Source organism: Colwellia polaris (assembly GCF_002104515.1).
GTDB lineage: Bacteria > Pseudomonadota > Gammaproteobacteria > Enterobacterales > Alteromonadaceae > Cognaticolwellia > Cognaticolwellia polaris.
This window is the reverse complement of record NZ_NBOE01000011.1, coordinates 106,545-124,115: the sequence shown is the minus strand read 5'-3', so window position 1 is coordinate 124,115 and position 17,571 is coordinate 106,545. Positions and strand designations below refer to the sequence as shown.

Here is a 17,571-nt window from a genome sequence, read left to right as displayed (position 1 = left end):
TTAAGCGAAGCTTTTTAGATAGTAGATAGTAGATAGTAGAGGTTAAAGAGTTGACCAATGTTGATCAACTCGATGTGAAAGCATATTTTTACACTAGTTTTTCTGCAAAAAACGCTAATGTACGCTCCCATGCAAGGTCTGCATTTTCTTTATCATATCGCCCTGTAGAATCGTTATGAAAACCATGATTAGCATTTTTATACATGTGCATTTTATAAGGGACACCCGCCTGTTTTAAGTCGCTTTCATATTCAGGCCAAGATTTATTCACTCGTTCATCAAGCTCACCTAGTTGAACAAGTAACGATGCTTTAATATTTTTTCTTAACTCTTTCGATGCAGGTGTGCCGTAAAAGGGGACGCCGGCGATAATAAGATCAGAGTCAATAGCTGCTAAATAATTAACCATATAACCGCCAAAACAAAAGCCTACAGCACCTAGCTTGCCGTTACTTCTTGGGTGTTGCTTAATAAAGTTTGCCGCCGCCACAAAGTCATGTTGAATCTTAGCGCGATCCATTGTTTTTTGCATTGCTCTACCTTCATCGTCATTACCAGGGTAGCCGCCTAAAGGAAATAAAGCATCGGGCGCAAAGGCAAGGTAGCCAGCTTTAGCCAAACGGCGAGCTACATCTTTAACATAAGGGTTTAAACCTCTGTTTTCATGAATAACAAGTACAACGGGCAGGGTGCCTGTTTTATTGGTTGGTGTAACTAAATAGCCTGCTCCGGTGCCGTAACCGTTCGGCGAGTCAAAAGATTCATACGTTGCTTTTATGTCAGCATCATTAAAAGAAACTTGTTCAGCTAAGGCGTAATTAGGTAAAAGTGCCGATGTGAGTACGGTCATTGAGTACCCCACAGCCACTAAAGTACCAAGCTTTGCCATAAATGTTCTACGATCCATGCCGCCATGTGCATAAGAGTCGTACCAGTCAAATGCTTCTTGAGGGATATCATTGTTTAGTTTTTTTGACATTTTAATCTCACTTATGAATGTTGATTTTTGACAAAAGATGAACGCTTGACCTAGGGGTAAAGTAGGATAATTTCTCGAGTAGCACAACTTAAAAGTCAATATTTAACGTTAAGGTTTAAGCAGGCTAGCTGTTTCAATGTATCCGGTTGAGGCACAAACTATTTTCAAACAGGCTACTTATATCAAGTTGCTTAAAAAAGGCTAGTTAGAACGGATAAGTTACTTGCTTTAGTCAGCTATTATTTCAACAAGTACAGCATTGAGGTTTTTAATTTCATCGGTTTTACTGGCTTGTTAAGTAATAGAATATCGTTAGCTTTAACCTCGTTCTTTAACTCTTTACTGTAATTAGCGGTGATCATAATTACCGGCAGTTCATTATCGCGTAAGCTGTTTATCTCGGTTGAAACGTCTAAACCATTAACGCCGTCGTCAAGATGGTAATCCACAATGAGTATGTCTGCATGGTCATCTGCCACATTCACTTGTTCTTGCAAATGTTTCAAGCTAGTTGCGGTGGTTACAATAAAATCCCAGCCGCCTAATAACTCAGCCATACCGGCACAAACGGTCGTATCATTATCAATAATCCATATTTTACGCTTAGCTAAAGCCGTATTATCAAGGACGTAATTTTGAGGGTTTATGGTTTGAGGTAAGTCACTTAATTTACCTAAGGGCACTTTTACCGAAAAAACTGAGCCTTTACCTAAGGTAGAATTAACCATAATAGGTTGCTCTAATACGGTTGAAATTTTATCGACAATGGCAAGCCCTAAGCCTAGGCCGTTACGAAACGCTGATTGAGACGATTTAAGACGTTTAAACTCCTTAAATATCTCTTGAAGCTGGTCTTGGGCAATACCCATTCCGTTGTCCCATACTTGGATTGAAACATGATCTCCTTGGCGTCTACACCCAAGCAATACTTTGCCATTATTTGCATACCTAAAGGCATTAGAAAGAAAGTTACGTAAAATACGCGCTAATAATACGCTGTCAGAATTAACCACAAGATCGCTACTAACATAGTGTAACTTTACTTTAAATTGTTCACTGGTTTGTTGGTATTCACTGGCTAGATTGTTCAGTAATTCTGATAATTTAAATGAGCTTTTATCAGCTTTTACCACACCAGCATCTAGTTTTGAAATATCCACCAAGGTACAAATTAAATTCTCTAAATCGTCTAATGAATTAGACACAGAGCCGAGCAACTTTTTGGTATGAGTTTCTAACGTTTTTTCCATTAAAGAACTGGTAAATAACTGCGCCGCATTTAAGGGTTGTAATAGGTCATGGCTAACAGCAGCTAAAAATTTTGTTTTGGTGCTGTTGGCAAACTCAGCTTCACTTTTGGCTTTATGTAAATTCGCTTGTGCCTGGCTGCGCTCAGCTACTTCAACAATTAACTTATCGTTTAACCCTTGCAGTTGAACCGTTCTTTCTTGCACTCTAATTTCAAGTTGATCATGAGCTTTTTGCAGCGCAAGGGCATCTTTTCTACGTGCGGTAATGTCGCGAATAAGCACGAAAAACCCAAGAACATGGCCTTTATTGTCGCGATTAGGCACATAAGATTTTAAAAGGTAGCAAGGCTCACCTTTTTTGTTTTTCTCTTCCATGGCAAAGCTGACACTTTCACCTTTTAAAGCGCGATCAACATAAGATTTTAATTCAGTGAAATTAGTATGCACACGACTTTGTTCAAGCTCCAAACCATTAAGTCCGCCTTGCGGCAAACCATACCAGTCAACATACACTTGGTTAGTAAACTGATATTTTAGATCTTCGCCTATGTAGGCGATCATCGCGGGCACATTATCAGTAATTAATCGCAGCCAACTTTCACTTTTTCTTAACGATTCTGCATAGCGATGACGTTCGGTAATATCGCTGTAGGTTTTGATGATTTTGCCATTATTTAAACGATGATCTCGTATTTCTAAAACCGTTCCATTCATTAGCGTTTGGGTATAATAATAGTTATCTGTACTAGATTTTGGTGCGAGATCAAGCTCGGTTAAGTTTTGCACATTATTGGTGTTGGGCATTGCCCGTAAAAGGTTTGGCGATAATTGACTAATTTGTGCAAACCGCATATTCCATACTTCAATTTTGTTTTGGCTGCTAATCAAAACCACACCTTGTGAAAGGTTATCAATTAAGTTTTGCAGTAACAAAGACTTTTGCGCCATGCCACGCTCGTATCGGGCGCTTTCTGCATTTTTAATGGCAGTAATATCGGTATAAAGCATTACCCAACCACCTTCGCTGGTGCGATGTTCGTTGAGTTGGAACCAACGGTCGTCTGATAGCTGATATACGGGGCTGGCAAAACTATCCCCCGGTGATGCTCGACGAATAATGCCACGTGTTTTAGCTAACTCTTTTAAGTCATTAAGGTTTGCACCTTCAACAATAGGTAAGCCAGAATCACTCCAAAAGCTGGCAAAGTTACTGTTTTGAAGAATAATTCTGCCATCGTTATCGAGTAAAACAAAGGCTTCTGTAATGCTTTCAATCGCATCTATAAAGCGTTGTTTAAATAAGTTGGCAGTATCATTTGCTTGTTTTAATGCTCGGTTACTCGACTCTAATTTTGCGAGTGTTTCATTCAGTGTTTGCGTTTTTTCTCTTACTTGTTCAGCTAAGTGCACAGAATGTTCAAAAGCGGTGTAGGGGGCATATTGATTTTCGCCACTGTCTTCAACACGTTGCATTAAAGCATTGTTAATTTTAATAAGTTTAGCATTTTGATGTTTTAGCAAAGCCAACTCATCTTTTAAAGCTTGCTCACTCATTGTCGCCTCCAGCGATGAAAACGCCGGTAAAAGTTTGGTTTAAGTGAATACCATTCGTATGTTCGCCGTAGGTATTAAAACCAACAATGTTGTATTGGGCATTTAAACGTCTTACTCGCGATTCTAAGCCTTTTTGTTCAATTTCAAGCCGCCTTAAAAAGCAATCACAGGTGAGGACTAATTCAGGGGCACCATAGCGTTGTGAAATTTCACCAAGTTTGTCTGTTACAGGGGAAAATATATCGCCCATTTCTACGGCTGTTAGCACAATACCAACATCTACTGCGCAGTAAAATGTTAAGCTTAAATCTGCTTCATTCACTTTTTGAATAGAACGAATATAGTAGTCACCGCCGACTTTAACCGCTAATGGATTAAGCGAAAATACTTCTGGGCTTAAATCTTTCAGGTCAATATTGAGTAATTTTGCATACTCTAATGCTGCAGGCTCGGCGTTTAATTCGTACACCGTTCTGTTGGCTGCGTCAGCATCGGTAACCACGAGTTTTTCTATTGGTCGCTTGATGTGGTGACAGGTAAAAACTTCAAATGGCAAAATGGTGTTAACCATAATAACAATTGCAGCGTTTCGATAAAATTTTCCGTGATAATAAACATGAGTCTTAGTTAAATTTATGTCGTCGCCCGCCGAACCACCAAAATGCGGAATAGCTCTAGCAGCAGAGTTTAAGGTAACTAAAAACTGTTCTTCGCTTGAAGAAAGGCCATCGAGTAAGGTGAGTAAGAAACTGTTATTTTTTATCTCTGTTAACTCTTTCGACTGGCAGCTTTCAACTAACTCATTAATGGTTGACTGAGCATTGATGGTGTCGAATTTTTCCATCGACTCTATTAATGTAGCGCAAATAGCAAAGTATTGGCTGGAAAATCCGATAGCAACTATGGAATGCTGCTCGTAACCTTGGTTTGTGACTTCGCCAGCGGTAGTACATCCGACAATATCAACATCGGTAAAGGCGCTTTCCATACTTTGTGCTAGTGTGTCTAGCGCATAAGTAGAGGAGCAATAGAAAAGCACGAAGCTGATGTTCGCTTTATTTAATTGTTGATATAGTTCAAGGCTTGCAATGGCAGGGTCTATTGCTTTACTAACTGCCGTAACTGTTTTTATTTCATGCATACATTCGGCTCATCATTATGTAGATAACCATCATATAGTTTACTGGTTACAGTTCAACACCTTTATCGGTGAAGGCTTTGTTTTATTTGCATATTTATTAACTACGCAGAGCTTAGGGCTTTCAATAACCACAACACATTCTAAGCATTGAATACATTCACTGTAGTCAATTGCACCTGTGGGTTTAATGGCGTCTATACCACATTTTTTATTACGACAAAGCTGACATGGTGAGCCACATTCATCACGACGTCTTAACCATTTAAGTATGGGGTATCGACCAATAATTGCTAATCCTGCGCCTAACGGACACAAATAACGACAATAAAATTTATGAATTTTCAAGCTCAAAAGTAGCAGTAAAACAGCATACAAAACAAACGGCCAATAGCGCACAAAATTAAGTGTTATGCTGGTTTTAAAAGGCTCTATTTCAGCCAGTTGCTCTGCTAGTGTTAGTGAGTAAAAAGAACAAGCGACTAATAATACCAGCAATACATATTTTACTTTTTGCCCCGCTTTATGGTGTTGAGGCTTAATTTTAATTTGTTTTATTTTCAGTTTAGTCGCTATCAAAGTCATTATTTCTTGTAGCGCACCAAAAGGGCATAACCAACCACAGAACAAACCTCGGCCCCACAAGAAAAGGCTAATAAAGACAAAAATCCATAAAATAAATATTATTGGATCAAGTAGAAATACTTCAATGTTAAAGCCTTGTTTGATTGACAATAACAAGGTGTAAATGTTGACAACAGACAACTGCCCTTGGGAATAAAAGCCGATAAAGCCGATAACAAATATCAAGGAGATAAAGCGTACTTGGTGAGTTAACTTTTCATTTTTCGCCAACGTTTCTTGCTTAATAAAAATTAGTGTTAAGGCGATAAGATATATGCAAAGTATGATTATTTCATTACTTCGTTGTAGCCAAAGCTTTAGCCATAATGGTTGCGCTTTTTCAGGTTGAACTAAAGGCGTTTTATCAAGAAACAAAGTTTCAGGTAATGTACTCGCAAAGTTAAAGTTGTGTTGTTTTTTAGATAAAAATGATTGGTTATAGTTAACAGCTAACGACAGGGTTAACTCTTTGTTTAGCTCAAAACCAGATTGAGACTTAATACGGAACACTTTAATTTCATTATAGTCGGGTATTTCAAGTGCAAACCTAGGATTGAAATAGCTATAAAAGTCGACATCGCGCATATCAACCGGCAGTGCGGTTTGCGTTGCGCTTAAACGACTAGGAACGGTTTGTGGAATAAACGCTTCACTAACAAAAGCATAGTTACCGCGATTTAATACCATTAAGGCATGTTCACCGGGGATTAAACTTTCGAGTAAGCGTTGGTATTCTGTTTGACCTAATAAGTTTTTACCCACAATAGGGATGTTAGCAAATCCGAAATATAAATCGATAAAGTCGTTGCTATCTTCACTTAGTTTTTCAATTGTATTTGTCAGTGTACTTGACTCGCTTTGGGTTAAGGCGAGTGCTTGGTCACGTGTTAATTGCCAGTGCTGTATATATTTTTTCTCAAGCAGTTGTTCAAAGCTTAATTTTTCAAAAAAGTCGGGATCAACCACGAAATTTGAAGGCGCAACGAAGCCAGATAACTTTTCGCGTGCCACTTTGAGTGCAGAAGCAATTATGGTGTCGTTAACGACTAATACTGAAATGGTAGCGCGGGTAATACCATCGAAATAGGTGGCATCTTTTGACGATTTATCGCGGGCATTAATAATAAAGCGTTCTTTAATTGAATGGTTTTGATACTGGTTAATAAAATTAAATAATGGTTGCTCGCCTAGGCCGTGCAGGAATATTGGTTCATGATGATTTAATATTTTTAAGCCGGTAATTATGCCTTGAGTGTCAATACCAATAAGAATATTGACAGTTTGCCCTGAAAAACCAATGAAGTTGGTAAAATCGTCTGACTCAAAGACATAACCGAGTAAATCGCCTAACTGATAAACCGGCGTTACGGCAATTTTTTTATCAACAGGGCCTAAACGTGTTGCACTAGGAAATATTTCGGCAATATCGGCAGAAATAGAGGTGGTATTTTGAGGCTCAACAGGAGAAAAAGAAAAAGAATAAAAAGAAGGTGCAAGCATAAAAACAAGCATGAAAATCACTCTTGTCATTAGGAAGTTGAGTATTTTTAAATGCATGCTAACACCCCTAAAAATCGTTACAAACTGATCAGTATTTGCGGAATAAAAAAGTGCCAGTCTCGTTAAAGAAAGGCACCCTAATACACATCGAGGGCTAGGTTAAAAGAAACCTAAAGGACTCGTGCTATAGCTTACTAATAAGTTTTTAGTTTGCTGATAATGATCAAGCATCATTTTATGGTTTTCACGACCGATACCTGATTTTTTATAACCACCAAATGCTGCGTGAGCTGGGTATAAATGGTAACAGTTAGTCCATACTCGACCCGCTTCAATACCACGTCCAACTCGGTGTGCAAGGTTGGCGTCACGTGTCCATAAACCCGCGCCTAAACCGTAAACTGAATCGTTAGCTATGGCTAATGCTTCGGCTTCATCTTTAAAGGTAGTTACTGCAACAACCGGTCCAAAAATTTCTTCTTGGAAGATGCGCATTTTGTTATTACCTTTTAAAATAGTAGGTTGGATGTAGTAACCCGTATCAAGTGAATCGCCTAAGCTTTCTTTATTGCCGCCAGTTAAAAGCTCAGCACCTTCATCTTTACCAATAGTTAGGTAGCTCATGATTTTCTCAAATTGCTCTTGAGATGCTTGAGCACCCACCATAGTTTCAGTATCGAGTGGGTTGCCGCGAATAATTTTGTTCGCTTTTTCGATGACTTTTTCCATAAATTCGTCGAAAATATCTTCTTGGATTAAGGCTCGAGACGGACAAGTACAAACCTCACCTTGGTTAAAGAAGCCTAAAACAAAACCTTCAGCACACTTTTCTAAGTAGTCATCTTCAAATTGTGTTATGTCTTTAAAGAAAATATTCGGTGATTTACCACCAAGTTCTACCGTTGATGGAATAAGATTTTCAGCGGCACATTTAAGAATGTGTCCACCAATTGCGGTAGAGCCTGTGAAGGCGATTTTACCAATGCGTGTGCTTGTAGCTAGTGCTTCACCGGCTTCTTTACCAAAACCATTGACTATGTTTAAAACGCCTGGCGGAAGTAAGTCAGCAATAATGTCCATTAAGACTAAAATACTGACCGGTGTTTGCTCAGCAGGTTTTAAAATTACACAGTTACCAGCAGCAAGTGCAGGCGCAAGCTTCCATGCCGCCATTAATATTGGGAAATTCCAAGGAATTATTTGACCAACAACACCAATTGGCTCATGAAAATGATAAGCAACAGTCTCGTTATCTATTTGCGAAAGAGAACCTTCTTGTGAACGAATACAGCCGGCAAAGTAGCGAAAGTGATCAGCACATAATGGAATATCAGCCGCAAGCGTTTCGCGCACTGGCTTACCGTTATCCCATGTTTCAGCAACGGCAATTTTCTCAAGGTTTTCTTCAATACGGTCAGCAATTTTCAGGAGCACTCTAGAGCGGTCTTGAACTGATGTTTTGCCCCAAGCTTCTTTAGCGCCATGAGCTGCATCAAGGGCTAATTCAATATCTTCGCTGCTTGAACGAGGAATTTCACAAATAACTTCACCAGTAACAGGGGTAGTGTTGGTAAAATAATTTCCCTTAACAGGAGCTACCCACTGACCATTGATAAAGTTTTCATATTTAGGTTTAAAAGAAACAACAGAACCTTCACTGCCTGGGTTTGAATAGATCATATATCACCTCGTGTCGAGACCAGCCAGAGTAATACTCTTTCCATGGCCCTATTTATGTTTGCTCTAGTTATTACTAAAACGTTTTTTTCGTGTATCTATAGTAATGCGGTGCAAGCAAATGGAACTATTACCCATAGGCTTTAAAAACATCATACTTTGGGACGAGTTGCTTGGTTTTTATGGGGCTATCACTAATTTTTAAGGTAAAAAAAAGCTTTTGAAAAATATCAAAAGCTTTTTAAATGCAGGGAGAGTAGGGCTGGTGTTACATTACTATGGGAGTCGCTTTGTATTCAGCCCTTCTATTATTGCTTGCGGTAATTGCTTGCGATAATTACTTAGGTAATTTAAAGGTCCAAACACTACCACCTTGGTTAAAGTGCTTAATACGTTCTGCAACGTCGCCGCCCCATAAAGGAACTGCGCCACCCCAACCAGAAAGTACTGACAAGTATTGTTCGCCATCCATTTCCCAGGTAATAGGTGAGCCTACAATGCCTGAGCCTGTATTAAATTTATATTTTACTTCACCTGTTTTAGCGTCAAGGCCTAATAAATAGCCTTCTGGTGTACCGGTAAATACTAAGTTACCTGCAGTTACTAAAACACCACCCCATAAAGGTGCGTAGTTATTGTAGCGCCAAATAACTTTACCCGTTTTAGGGTCGATTGCTTTTAGCACACCAATGTAGTCTTCATTAATGGCTTTTATGGTAAAACCAGCACCTAAGTATGCTGCACCTTTTTTATAGGCAGTAGGCTCATTCCAAATATCCATTTGCCATTCGTTTGCAGGCACATAAAATAATTCTGTATCTTGGCTGTAAGCCATTGGCATCCAGTTTTTGGCACCTAAGAAGGCTGGCGCTGAAACAACAGTACTACCTTTATTACCGTCTTTTGATTTACTAGGATCACCAGGTCTGTTGCTATCAACATAGATTGGACGACCCTCATCAGTTAGTCCTGAAGCCCAAGTAATTTTATCTGCAAATGGGAAACCACGTATAAAGTCACCATTTTCACGATTAAGTACGTAAAAGAATCCGTTTCTGTCGGCTGTAGCCGCAGCTTTTATGGTTTTACCTTTTTCTTTATAATCGAAAGAGATAAGTTCGTTTACGCCATCAAAATCCCAACCATCATGCGGCGTTGTTTGAAAGTGCCATACAATTTTACCGGTATCTGGGTCGATAGCTAAACGTGAAGATGAGAAAAGGTTATCGCCTGGTCGTAAATGAGAGTTCCAAGGTGCTGGGTTACCTGTGCCAAAGAAAAGCAAATCAACGTCAGCATCATAAGTACCACCTAACCAAGGCGCAGCACCACCTGATTTCCAAAGCTCTGCTGGCCAAGTTTGTCCTGGCTTACCGCCAGAAATGCCATTGTCCATTTTTTTGCCGTTTTTCCAAATGTAGCCCATGTGGCCTTCAACAGTTGGACGTTCCCAAACTAATTTACCATTTTTAGCATCGTAAGCTCTTACTTTACCTACAACACCAAATTCACCACCGGCAACACCTGTAATGACCTTACCTTTAACTATAATAGGCGCGGCGGTAATTGAATAACCGGCTTTGTAGTCTTCTACTTTCTTTTTCCAAACGACTTTACCTGTGTCTTTATGCAATGCGACAAGTTTCGCATCAAGCGTACCAAAAATAACTAGATCATCGAATAATGCCACGCCACGGTTAATAACATCACAACATGGCATAATGCCATCGGGTAGTCTTGCATCGTATTGCCAAAGTTCGTCACCCGTATTTACATCAATTGCATACACACGTGAGTATGAACCAGTGATATACATAACGCCGTCTTTCACCATAGGTTGAGATTCTTGACCACGTTGTTTTTCGCCGCCTAATGAAAAAGACCAAACCGGATGCATTTGCTTAACTGTTTCGGTATTTATTTTATCAAGTGGACTGTAACGCTGACCTTTTAGGCCAAGTCCGTAGGTTACTACGTCATTAGTTGTCATTTGATCATTGGCAATGTCTTTATCGGTTACACCTGCGTTTGCTAGGCCTGTAAACGTTAAAGACATAGCAATAGATAATGACAATATTTTATTTTTACCTGCTGTTATCATTGTTATTTCCTCTTGGGTTATAAATATACGTAACGATATTTTGTCTTTTTATCTTCCTGTAGCCTTGGTTAGATCCGGCGTGTTTTCTTGTTTGAATCCATACATTTTTACAGTCTACAGCCATGTTATATTTTGGTGTTTTTAACGGCTATCACTCAGCGGTCGAATTTTTTTCATCATTTAGTATGAATAAGGGGATGAGTAAACCGTTGCTATTGAGGTTGCTCCATAGCAACTGAGTACAATGCAGGCAGTTGATATATTGCGTAATGATCTTCGAATATTTTTTTAATTTCTCCCGATGCAATCATAGCTTCTACAATATCGGCAACCGCATAACCTAGTTGGCGATAGTCACTTTTAACCGCCATGCCAATATCCCATTGTTGTTTACCAATATTAGGAAAGGCATTTGACGCTAATTGATAATTTGGCGAGGAGAGTTGGTGCTGGTAATAACTTATTTGGCTTCTTAACCCCATTACCGCATCAATTTTTTGCTCATGCATAGCAGTAAAAGCCGATTCCACAGTGTTAAATTGTTTGGCTCTTTTACTCATTCGCCCATTAAAAACTGACATTAAGTAAAACTGAGGAATAGAATCTACTTCTACACCAATGTCGTGATATTGAAATACTGCCATGGTGCTAACATCTTCAATTTTCTGATTATTGAAGGCTATTTTCCAAGATTCAGTATGGTAGGGCGCGAACATGTGTACTTGTTCATGCACCAGCTCGCCAATATCATCACGCAGAAGAGAATATGCTTTGTCGTATGGCACGCGTAGCATTAAGTCGGCGACTGTGCGTTTTAGAAAGTGGCCTTTCCAGAGGTTATTGCGTAAATCGCCTTCGACGTTTTCATCGGCAGTTACCCACCTAAAACGAAGCTTTACCCCTAATTTTTTGGCAATATGTTTAGCTATAACAACGTCAATACCTTTAGCTTCGCCATTTTCCTGATACGAAAATGGGATATAGTCTCGATATACCGCTACTACAATTTCATTACTTTCAATAATGTCATCATAGGATCGAGCAAAAGCTGTTGAGCAAAAAATGCTACAACAACTTAGCCAAAAAATTAACGCGTTAAAGTTACTTTTTTTCACTGACAGACTCTAACCATGTACGAATAGACCAAAGTGCTTCTTGGTTTAAATGCTCTGTCATTTTCGGCATATAAACTGCGCCATTACGAACTGCACCATTTTGCACTCGATACACATACCATTCATCACCGTCATAATCGCTGGCAAGCTCCCGTAAATCGGGAGCAATACCACCTGAAATTCCTTCTAAGCCATGGCAGCGCGCACAATTTTGGTTATACGCTGAAGCGCCAACACGTAAAATCTCTTTGCGGGTATCACCTTCAGATTCGCGATACGGGTTAGTATCACTCCACTCTTCACCTAACGTTGGTAATGTTGAGGTATCAATTGATTGCGGTGTAACTGGGCCATGAGCCGCAATACCGAATGAGCAAATTGCTATCAATGCAATTAAATAGCAGCGGCCTTTATTAAGTTTTATCATTGTGAGTACCTCATTTTCTACGTAAGTTATTCGTGGAGTTTAATTTTGATAGCCTCATCATAAGGATGTGAGCTATGTTCAAGAATTATACTTTAGCGCGTTAGGCCTCCTCCTTTAGTATGAGTTTATCGTGTTTATAGCGTGTGTTTTTTGTTTATAGTTTTAATTATCAATGGTTTGCGGTGGTTGTTGGTAGGTGTTGATGATTTTAAATTTAAGCAATTATTCTATATGCTTAAGGTTGATAGCTCGATTCGAGCTCTATTCGACTTTATAGTCTTGGGACTTTGCTAATGTTTGAGTTCACCATGTTTTTAATTGTTATTTTTACCGTGTTCATATTTACCCAGTCACTGTCTGCGATAGTAAATATAAGTGCTAAGAAGCAATTTTTTGCTATTGGTTTGTCGCTAATTTGCTTAACAACTCTAGCGCAACCCCAGCCCATTACGTTACAAATTAGCTATGTTAAGTTTGATCAACAACAAGCTAGCAATGTGCTGAATATTTTCAAAATACCAGAAGATAGTGGCTATATGGGGGCTGAACTTGCGATAAATGATTCGAATACTACTGGTAAGTTTTTAAAGCAGCATTTTACATTAAGCAATTTTAGTACGGCGAAAAGCGATGATTTTTTACGTTATTTAGATGCGAAATATCTACAAGGGCAACAAATTTTTATTCTTGACGCCCCCCTAACTGAGTTAGTTAAAGTTGATAAGTGGGCGAAAAACAAATCACTGCTACTTTTTAATGTGAGCGAGTCGTCAGATGAATTACGCTCTACTCAGTGTTTAGCTAAGGTGTTTCATACCAGTGTTAGTAACGCGATGAAGTCTGACGCGCTTGCTCAGTGGCTATTACATCGTCGTATGAATAAGGTGTTATTAGTACAAGGCAATAAAGCAGAAGATATTCAATTGGCGCATTCCTTTATACGCTCAGCAAAACGATTTGGCATAAAAATTATTGACAAAAAACAATGGGATTTTAATACCGACCTTAGGCGCAGCACTCAGCAAGAAATTCCATTATTTACCCAAACAGTGCAAGATTATGATGCCGTTTATGTTGCAGATAAAAGCAAAGAATTTGCTGAGTTTATCCCTTTCAATACCTATTTACCGCGACCTGTTATTGGCTCAGCTGGCTTAGAAGCGTTAGCTTGGCATGGTGCAATTGAACAGTGGGGCGCAACGCAGTTACAAAATCGCTTTACGGATTTAGCTAGTCGTGCAATGAATGAAACCGACTTTTCGGCATATTTAGCTGTCCGTAGTATTGCCCAATCAGTACATAAACTGCACTCTAAAGATAGTGAAAAGCTTAAAGAATATATTAGCTCAGATAAGTTTGAACTCGCGGCATACAAAGGCCGTAAGTTAAGCTTTAGGTCTTGGAACCGACAATTAAGAATGCCACTTTCTTTGGTGCATCCTCATGCTTTGGTGTCGCAATCACCTCAGCCGGGTATGTTACATCCCGTCACTGAACTTGATACGCTTGGCTTTGATGCTCAAGAATCTCACTGTAAATAAGGCTCACCATTACTTATGAAAAATTTAACCCTTGCTAGCTTATTTTTCTTCGCCGCTGCTTTGCATATCAATACGAGTTATGCCACTGAATTTGCTTATGTTACGAATGAGAAAGACGATAATATTTCAGTAATTGATTTAAGCCAAAATAAAGTCATTAAAACCATACCAGTTGGCGAGCGACCGCGCGGTATTATTTTTAATAAGCAACATTCCTTGGCCTACATTTGTGCCAGCGAGTCAGACCGAATTCAAATTTTAGATCTTAATACCGAGCAAATTGTTGGTGAGTTACCTTCAGGTGAAGACCCTGAAACCATCGCATTACACCCAAATGGTAAAATAATTTATACCTCCAATGAAGACGATGCACTGCTTACCGTGATTGATATAGAAACCGCAACGGTTATTGCTCAAATTGATGTTGGTGTTGAGCCTGAGGGGTTAGCGGTGAGTCCTGATGGAAAAATTGTTGTGGTTACCTCAGAAACCACCAATATGGTGCATTGGATACACACTGAAAATAATACCAACTTTGCCAACACGTTAGTGGGTGCTAGACCTCGCTCGGCTAAATTTACTGACGACGGAAAGTTTTTATGGGTTAGCTCTGAGATTGGTGGGGCAGTGGTGGTGCTTGATGTAAACACACAAGAGATTGTTAAAGAGTTTACCTTTGCTATTCGGGGTATACACCGTGATCGAGTTCAACCGGTGGGGGTAGAGTTATCAAGCGATGGTCGCTTTGCTTTTGTGGCGCTTGGCCCGGCAAATCATGTAGCGGTTATTGACCGTAAAACCATGGAAGTTGATAAATATTTGTTAGTTGGTCGCCGTGTTTGGCAATTGGCGTTTAACGATGATCAAAGCCAATTGTTAACTACTAATGGCATCAGTGGTGATGTTTCGGTGATTGATGTTAAAGCAATGAAGGTGACTAAATCTATTAAAGTAGGGCGTTACCCGTGGGGCGTAGTAATACGAAACGTGCCATGAGCATAGTGACTAATCAGCTGAGTTTTCATTACGGTAAAAAAACGGCAATTGATAATTTAAGCTTGAATATTAACCGTGGTTTTAACGTGTTGCTTGGGCCAAATGGCGCAGGAAAAAGCACCTTGTTTTTAATGTTAACAGGCCTTTCTCAAGCAACTTCAGGTAGCGTTAATATTAATGGTTTTGACCTTAAAGAAAATCGTCCTAAAATCATGCGTTCAATGGGCGTGGTTTTTCAGCAAAGTACACTTGATTTAGATTTATCTGTAAAACAAAATTTAGTTTATTATGCCGCGCTGCATGGTATTTCAGCATCGCAAGCACTGAATAATATCAGCGATATATTAGCGCAATTGCAATTAACGCAACGGCTTAATGACAAAGTGCGTTCGCTAAATGGCGGGCATAGACGTCGAGTTGAAATTGCCCGTGCATTAATTCATCAACCCAAAGTATTACTGCTTGATGAAGCTACCGTAGGTTTAGATATTGATAGTAGAAAAATGATCACCGAATATGTGGGTAAACTCTGCAAAGATTTAAATATTTGCGTGTTATGGGCAACTCATTTAATTGACGAAATAGCAGAGAATGATCAACTTATATTAATTAACGAAGGAAAAATTACCGCACAGGGCGTAAGTAGTGAACTATGTAAGGAAAATAACGTTGACGACATATATCAACTGTATCGTCGACTAACCACTAGTTCGGAGCTTATCTAATGGGCAGCCAATATCTGTATTGTTTTAATGGCATTGTTAAACGTGAAGTTTTACGTTTTTTTCAACAACGTTCCCGTTTACTTAGCGCACTGGTTAGGCCTCTATTATGGTTAGTAGTATTTGCAGCAGGGTTTAGGGCGGCTTTAGGGGTGTCGATAATGGAACCTTATGGCACCTATATTACTTATCAGCAATATATCACTCCTGGTCTTTGCTGCATGATCATTTTATTTAACGGCATGCAAAGTTCGCTTTCAATGGTTTATGACCGCGAAATGGGCAGTATGAAAGTGCTATTAATGAGCCCATTACCTCGGCCTTATTTATTGTGCTGCAAATTAATTGCCAGTGCTTTGTTATCACTTTTACAAGTCGTTATTTTTTTGCTTTTTGCCCAGTTAGTCGATGTAGATATTCCACTTTTAGGTTATTTAAGTGCAATACCCGCTATTTTCTTAATTGCATTTTTTCTAGGCGCACTCGGGTTAATGTTATCTAATTTGATAAAACAATTAGAGAACTTTGCTGGCGTGATGAACTTTGTTATTTTCCCGATGTTTTTTCTGTCCAGTGCATTGTATCCACTGTGGAAGATGAAAGAAGCGAGCATTTGGTTATATTGGATTTGCGAGTTTAACCCATTCACTGCGTGTGTTGAGTTGTTACGATTCGCACTTTATGGGCAATTAAATTTTTCCGCATTGTTAACGGTGTTAATTGCTACAAGTATCGCATCATTTTTTGCACTGATGAGTTTTAAGCCAAAGCTTGGGCGTAAGTAAGAGTTAACTCATATTATTATTTTAAGCAGGTGCGTAGCGTTTTTCGGTTAAATAAATAGCCGCTAAAATAAAGTAGGGTCAGATACACATTAAACTTTAATTGCTTGATATTCTCTAAAACAAGTACCGTGGCCAAGCTCTATGCTCAACATTCTTTCTTTAAATTATCAAAGCCACCAAAATCAATTAATGTGTATCTGACCCTACTTTATATATTTGATGGGTAATCGAACAGTTTGTTGGGGGATAAAAATTGAGTGTTATTTAGTGATTGTTACGAATGCCAATAATTGGCAGTGCTAATAGCTAATGCAAGTGTGTGATGAAGCTGATGCAATTATTCATGATAGGGCTTTTGTATTCAAACAGGTTCAAAAGTATCTTATAAATCATACTAACGAGGCATGTTGTTCAATAGTTCATGCACATACTCTGTTAATGTCGTAAGGGTTAGAAGGTTTATACGGTAATTAAAAAACATATTCTAATCAAACGAAATAAAATACGACTTAATGGCTAAAGGACGAATTAACACGCAACTTTTTAGCCTGTTATTGTGTCGATAATATTTAAAAAGTGATTAAAAAAGTGATTGAATAACTGATTTTAAACTTAATTCATATTGAATTGAAACTAAACATTAAGGATCAAAATAATGATAAAAGTTAGTGTAATGTATCCAAATTCGGCGAGTGCAAAGTTTGATATTGATTATTACTGTAATACTCATATTCCTATGGTAGTAGAGTTGTTGGGCGATGCTTTAAAGGTTGGTGCTGTAGATTCTGGACTGGCTGGTGGTGCACCTGGTGACACACCCGCATTTATTGCTATGGGTCATATGACTTTTAATTCGGTAGAGGATTTTCAAGCAGCATTTGGTCCTAATGCTGAAGTGATCATGGCTGATCTTGCTAATTTTACCAATGTAGAGCCGACCATTCAGATAAGTGAAATTAGAATTTAGTGGTATGAAGTTGAATAGAAAGCATAAGTTGACGTATTTATTCGTGATATGAGTATAAACACAGGGAAGTAAATTAGTCATACTTTAGCAGGATAAAACCTGAATGAAATAGTTTTAAGTTACTGATTATATATGTTTTATTTGTATTTATTAGATTCTGCTTTTCTAAGCGGGGGATTGATTAATTTAGTCATC

General features: G+C 38.8%; 13 protein-coding genes. 5 read left to right on the top strand and 8 right to left on the bottom strand.

The window, feature by feature from the left end:
* Positions 1–88: 88 nt before the first annotated feature.
* From B6A32_RS15500 to pedF, 8 genes are all read right to left on the bottom strand, one after another.
* On the bottom strand, positions 89–979 hold the full coding sequence (locus B6A32_RS15500; RefSeq protein WP_085305710.1) for a dienelactone hydrolase family protein: 891 nt from the start codon (positions 977–979) through the stop codon (positions 89–91).
* A 239-nt stretch (positions 980–1,218) separates the two neighbouring features.
* Positions 1,219–3,783 carry a hybrid sensor histidine kinase/response regulator gene (locus B6A32_RS15495; RefSeq protein WP_085305708.1) on the bottom strand — a complete coding sequence of 855 codons (2,565 nt, stop codon included), beginning with the start codon at positions 3,781–3,783 and terminating at the stop codon, positions 1,219–1,221.
* Positions 3,776–4,924 (bottom strand): nitric oxide-sensing protein NosP, encoded by a 1,149-nt coding sequence (nosP, locus tag B6A32_RS15490; RefSeq protein WP_085305706.1) that lies wholly within the window; start codon positions 4,922–4,924, stop codon positions 3,776–3,778. Before nosP ends, B6A32_RS15495 begins: the two co-directional genes overlap by 8 nt.
* A 39-nt stretch (positions 4,925–4,963) precedes the next feature.
* Positions 4,964–7,102, bottom strand: coding sequence for a 4Fe-4S binding protein (locus B6A32_RS15485; protein ID WP_085305704.1), 2,139 nt, complete (start codon positions 7,100–7,102; stop codon positions 4,964–4,966).
* A 102-nt stretch (positions 7,103–7,204) separates the two neighbouring features.
* Positions 7,205–8,725, bottom strand: a complete 1,521-nt coding sequence (gene exaC / locus B6A32_RS15480; protein WP_085305702.1) for an acetaldehyde dehydrogenase ExaC — start codon at positions 8,723–8,725, stop codon at positions 7,205–7,207.
* Between the two features lie 334 nt (positions 8,726–9,059).
* Positions 9,060–10,778 (bottom strand): PQQ-dependent methanol/ethanol family dehydrogenase, encoded by a 1,719-nt coding sequence (locus tag B6A32_RS15475; protein WP_408607678.1) that lies wholly within the window; start codon positions 10,776–10,778, stop codon positions 9,060–9,062.
* A 257-nt stretch (positions 10,779–11,035) separates the two neighbouring features.
* The gene (locus B6A32_RS15470) at positions 11,036–11,938 is read right to left on the bottom strand and encodes a substrate-binding periplasmic protein (protein ID WP_085305688.1); all 903 of its coding nucleotides are present in this window, start codon (positions 11,936–11,938) and stop codon (positions 11,036–11,038) included.
* Positions 11,925–12,365, bottom strand: coding sequence for a cytochrome c-550 PedF (pedF, locus tag B6A32_RS15465; protein WP_085305686.1), 441 nt, complete (start codon positions 12,363–12,365; stop codon positions 11,925–11,927). Before pedF ends, B6A32_RS15470 begins: the two co-directional genes overlap by 14 nt.
* A 293-nt stretch (positions 12,366–12,658) precedes the next feature.
* On the opposite strand from pedF, the gene B6A32_RS15460 reads away from it, so the two are divergent.
* The 5 genes from B6A32_RS15460 to B6A32_RS15440 all read left to right on the top strand — a co-directional run bounded on the left by B6A32_RS15460 (position 12,659) and on the right by B6A32_RS15440 (position 17,376).
* Positions 12,659–13,906, top strand: a complete 1,248-nt coding sequence (locus B6A32_RS15460; protein WP_233131442.1) for an ABC transporter substrate-binding protein — start codon at positions 12,659–12,661, stop codon at positions 13,904–13,906.
* A gap of 15 nt (positions 13,907–13,921) precedes the next feature.
* The gene (locus tag B6A32_RS15455; protein WP_085305684.1) at positions 13,922–14,902 is read left to right on the top strand and encodes a YVTN family beta-propeller repeat protein; all 981 of its coding nucleotides are present in this window, start codon (positions 13,922–13,924) and stop codon (positions 14,900–14,902) included.
* Positions 14,899–15,627, top strand: coding sequence for an ABC transporter ATP-binding protein (locus B6A32_RS15450; RefSeq protein WP_198946934.1), 729 nt, complete (start codon positions 14,899–14,901; stop codon positions 15,625–15,627). The genes B6A32_RS15455 and B6A32_RS15450 overlap by 4 nt, the downstream gene beginning before the upstream one ends.
* On the top strand, positions 15,627–16,409 hold the full coding sequence (locus B6A32_RS15445; RefSeq protein WP_085305680.1) for an ABC transporter permease: 783 nt from the start codon (positions 15,627–15,629) through the stop codon (positions 16,407–16,409). The genes B6A32_RS15450 and B6A32_RS15445 overlap by 1 nt, the downstream gene beginning before the upstream one ends.
* A 655-nt stretch (positions 16,410–17,064) precedes the next feature.
* On the top strand, positions 17,065–17,376 hold the full coding sequence (locus B6A32_RS15440; protein WP_085305678.1) for an EthD family reductase: 312 nt from the start codon (positions 17,065–17,067) through the stop codon (positions 17,374–17,376).
* Positions 17,377–17,571: the final 195 nt, after the last annotated feature.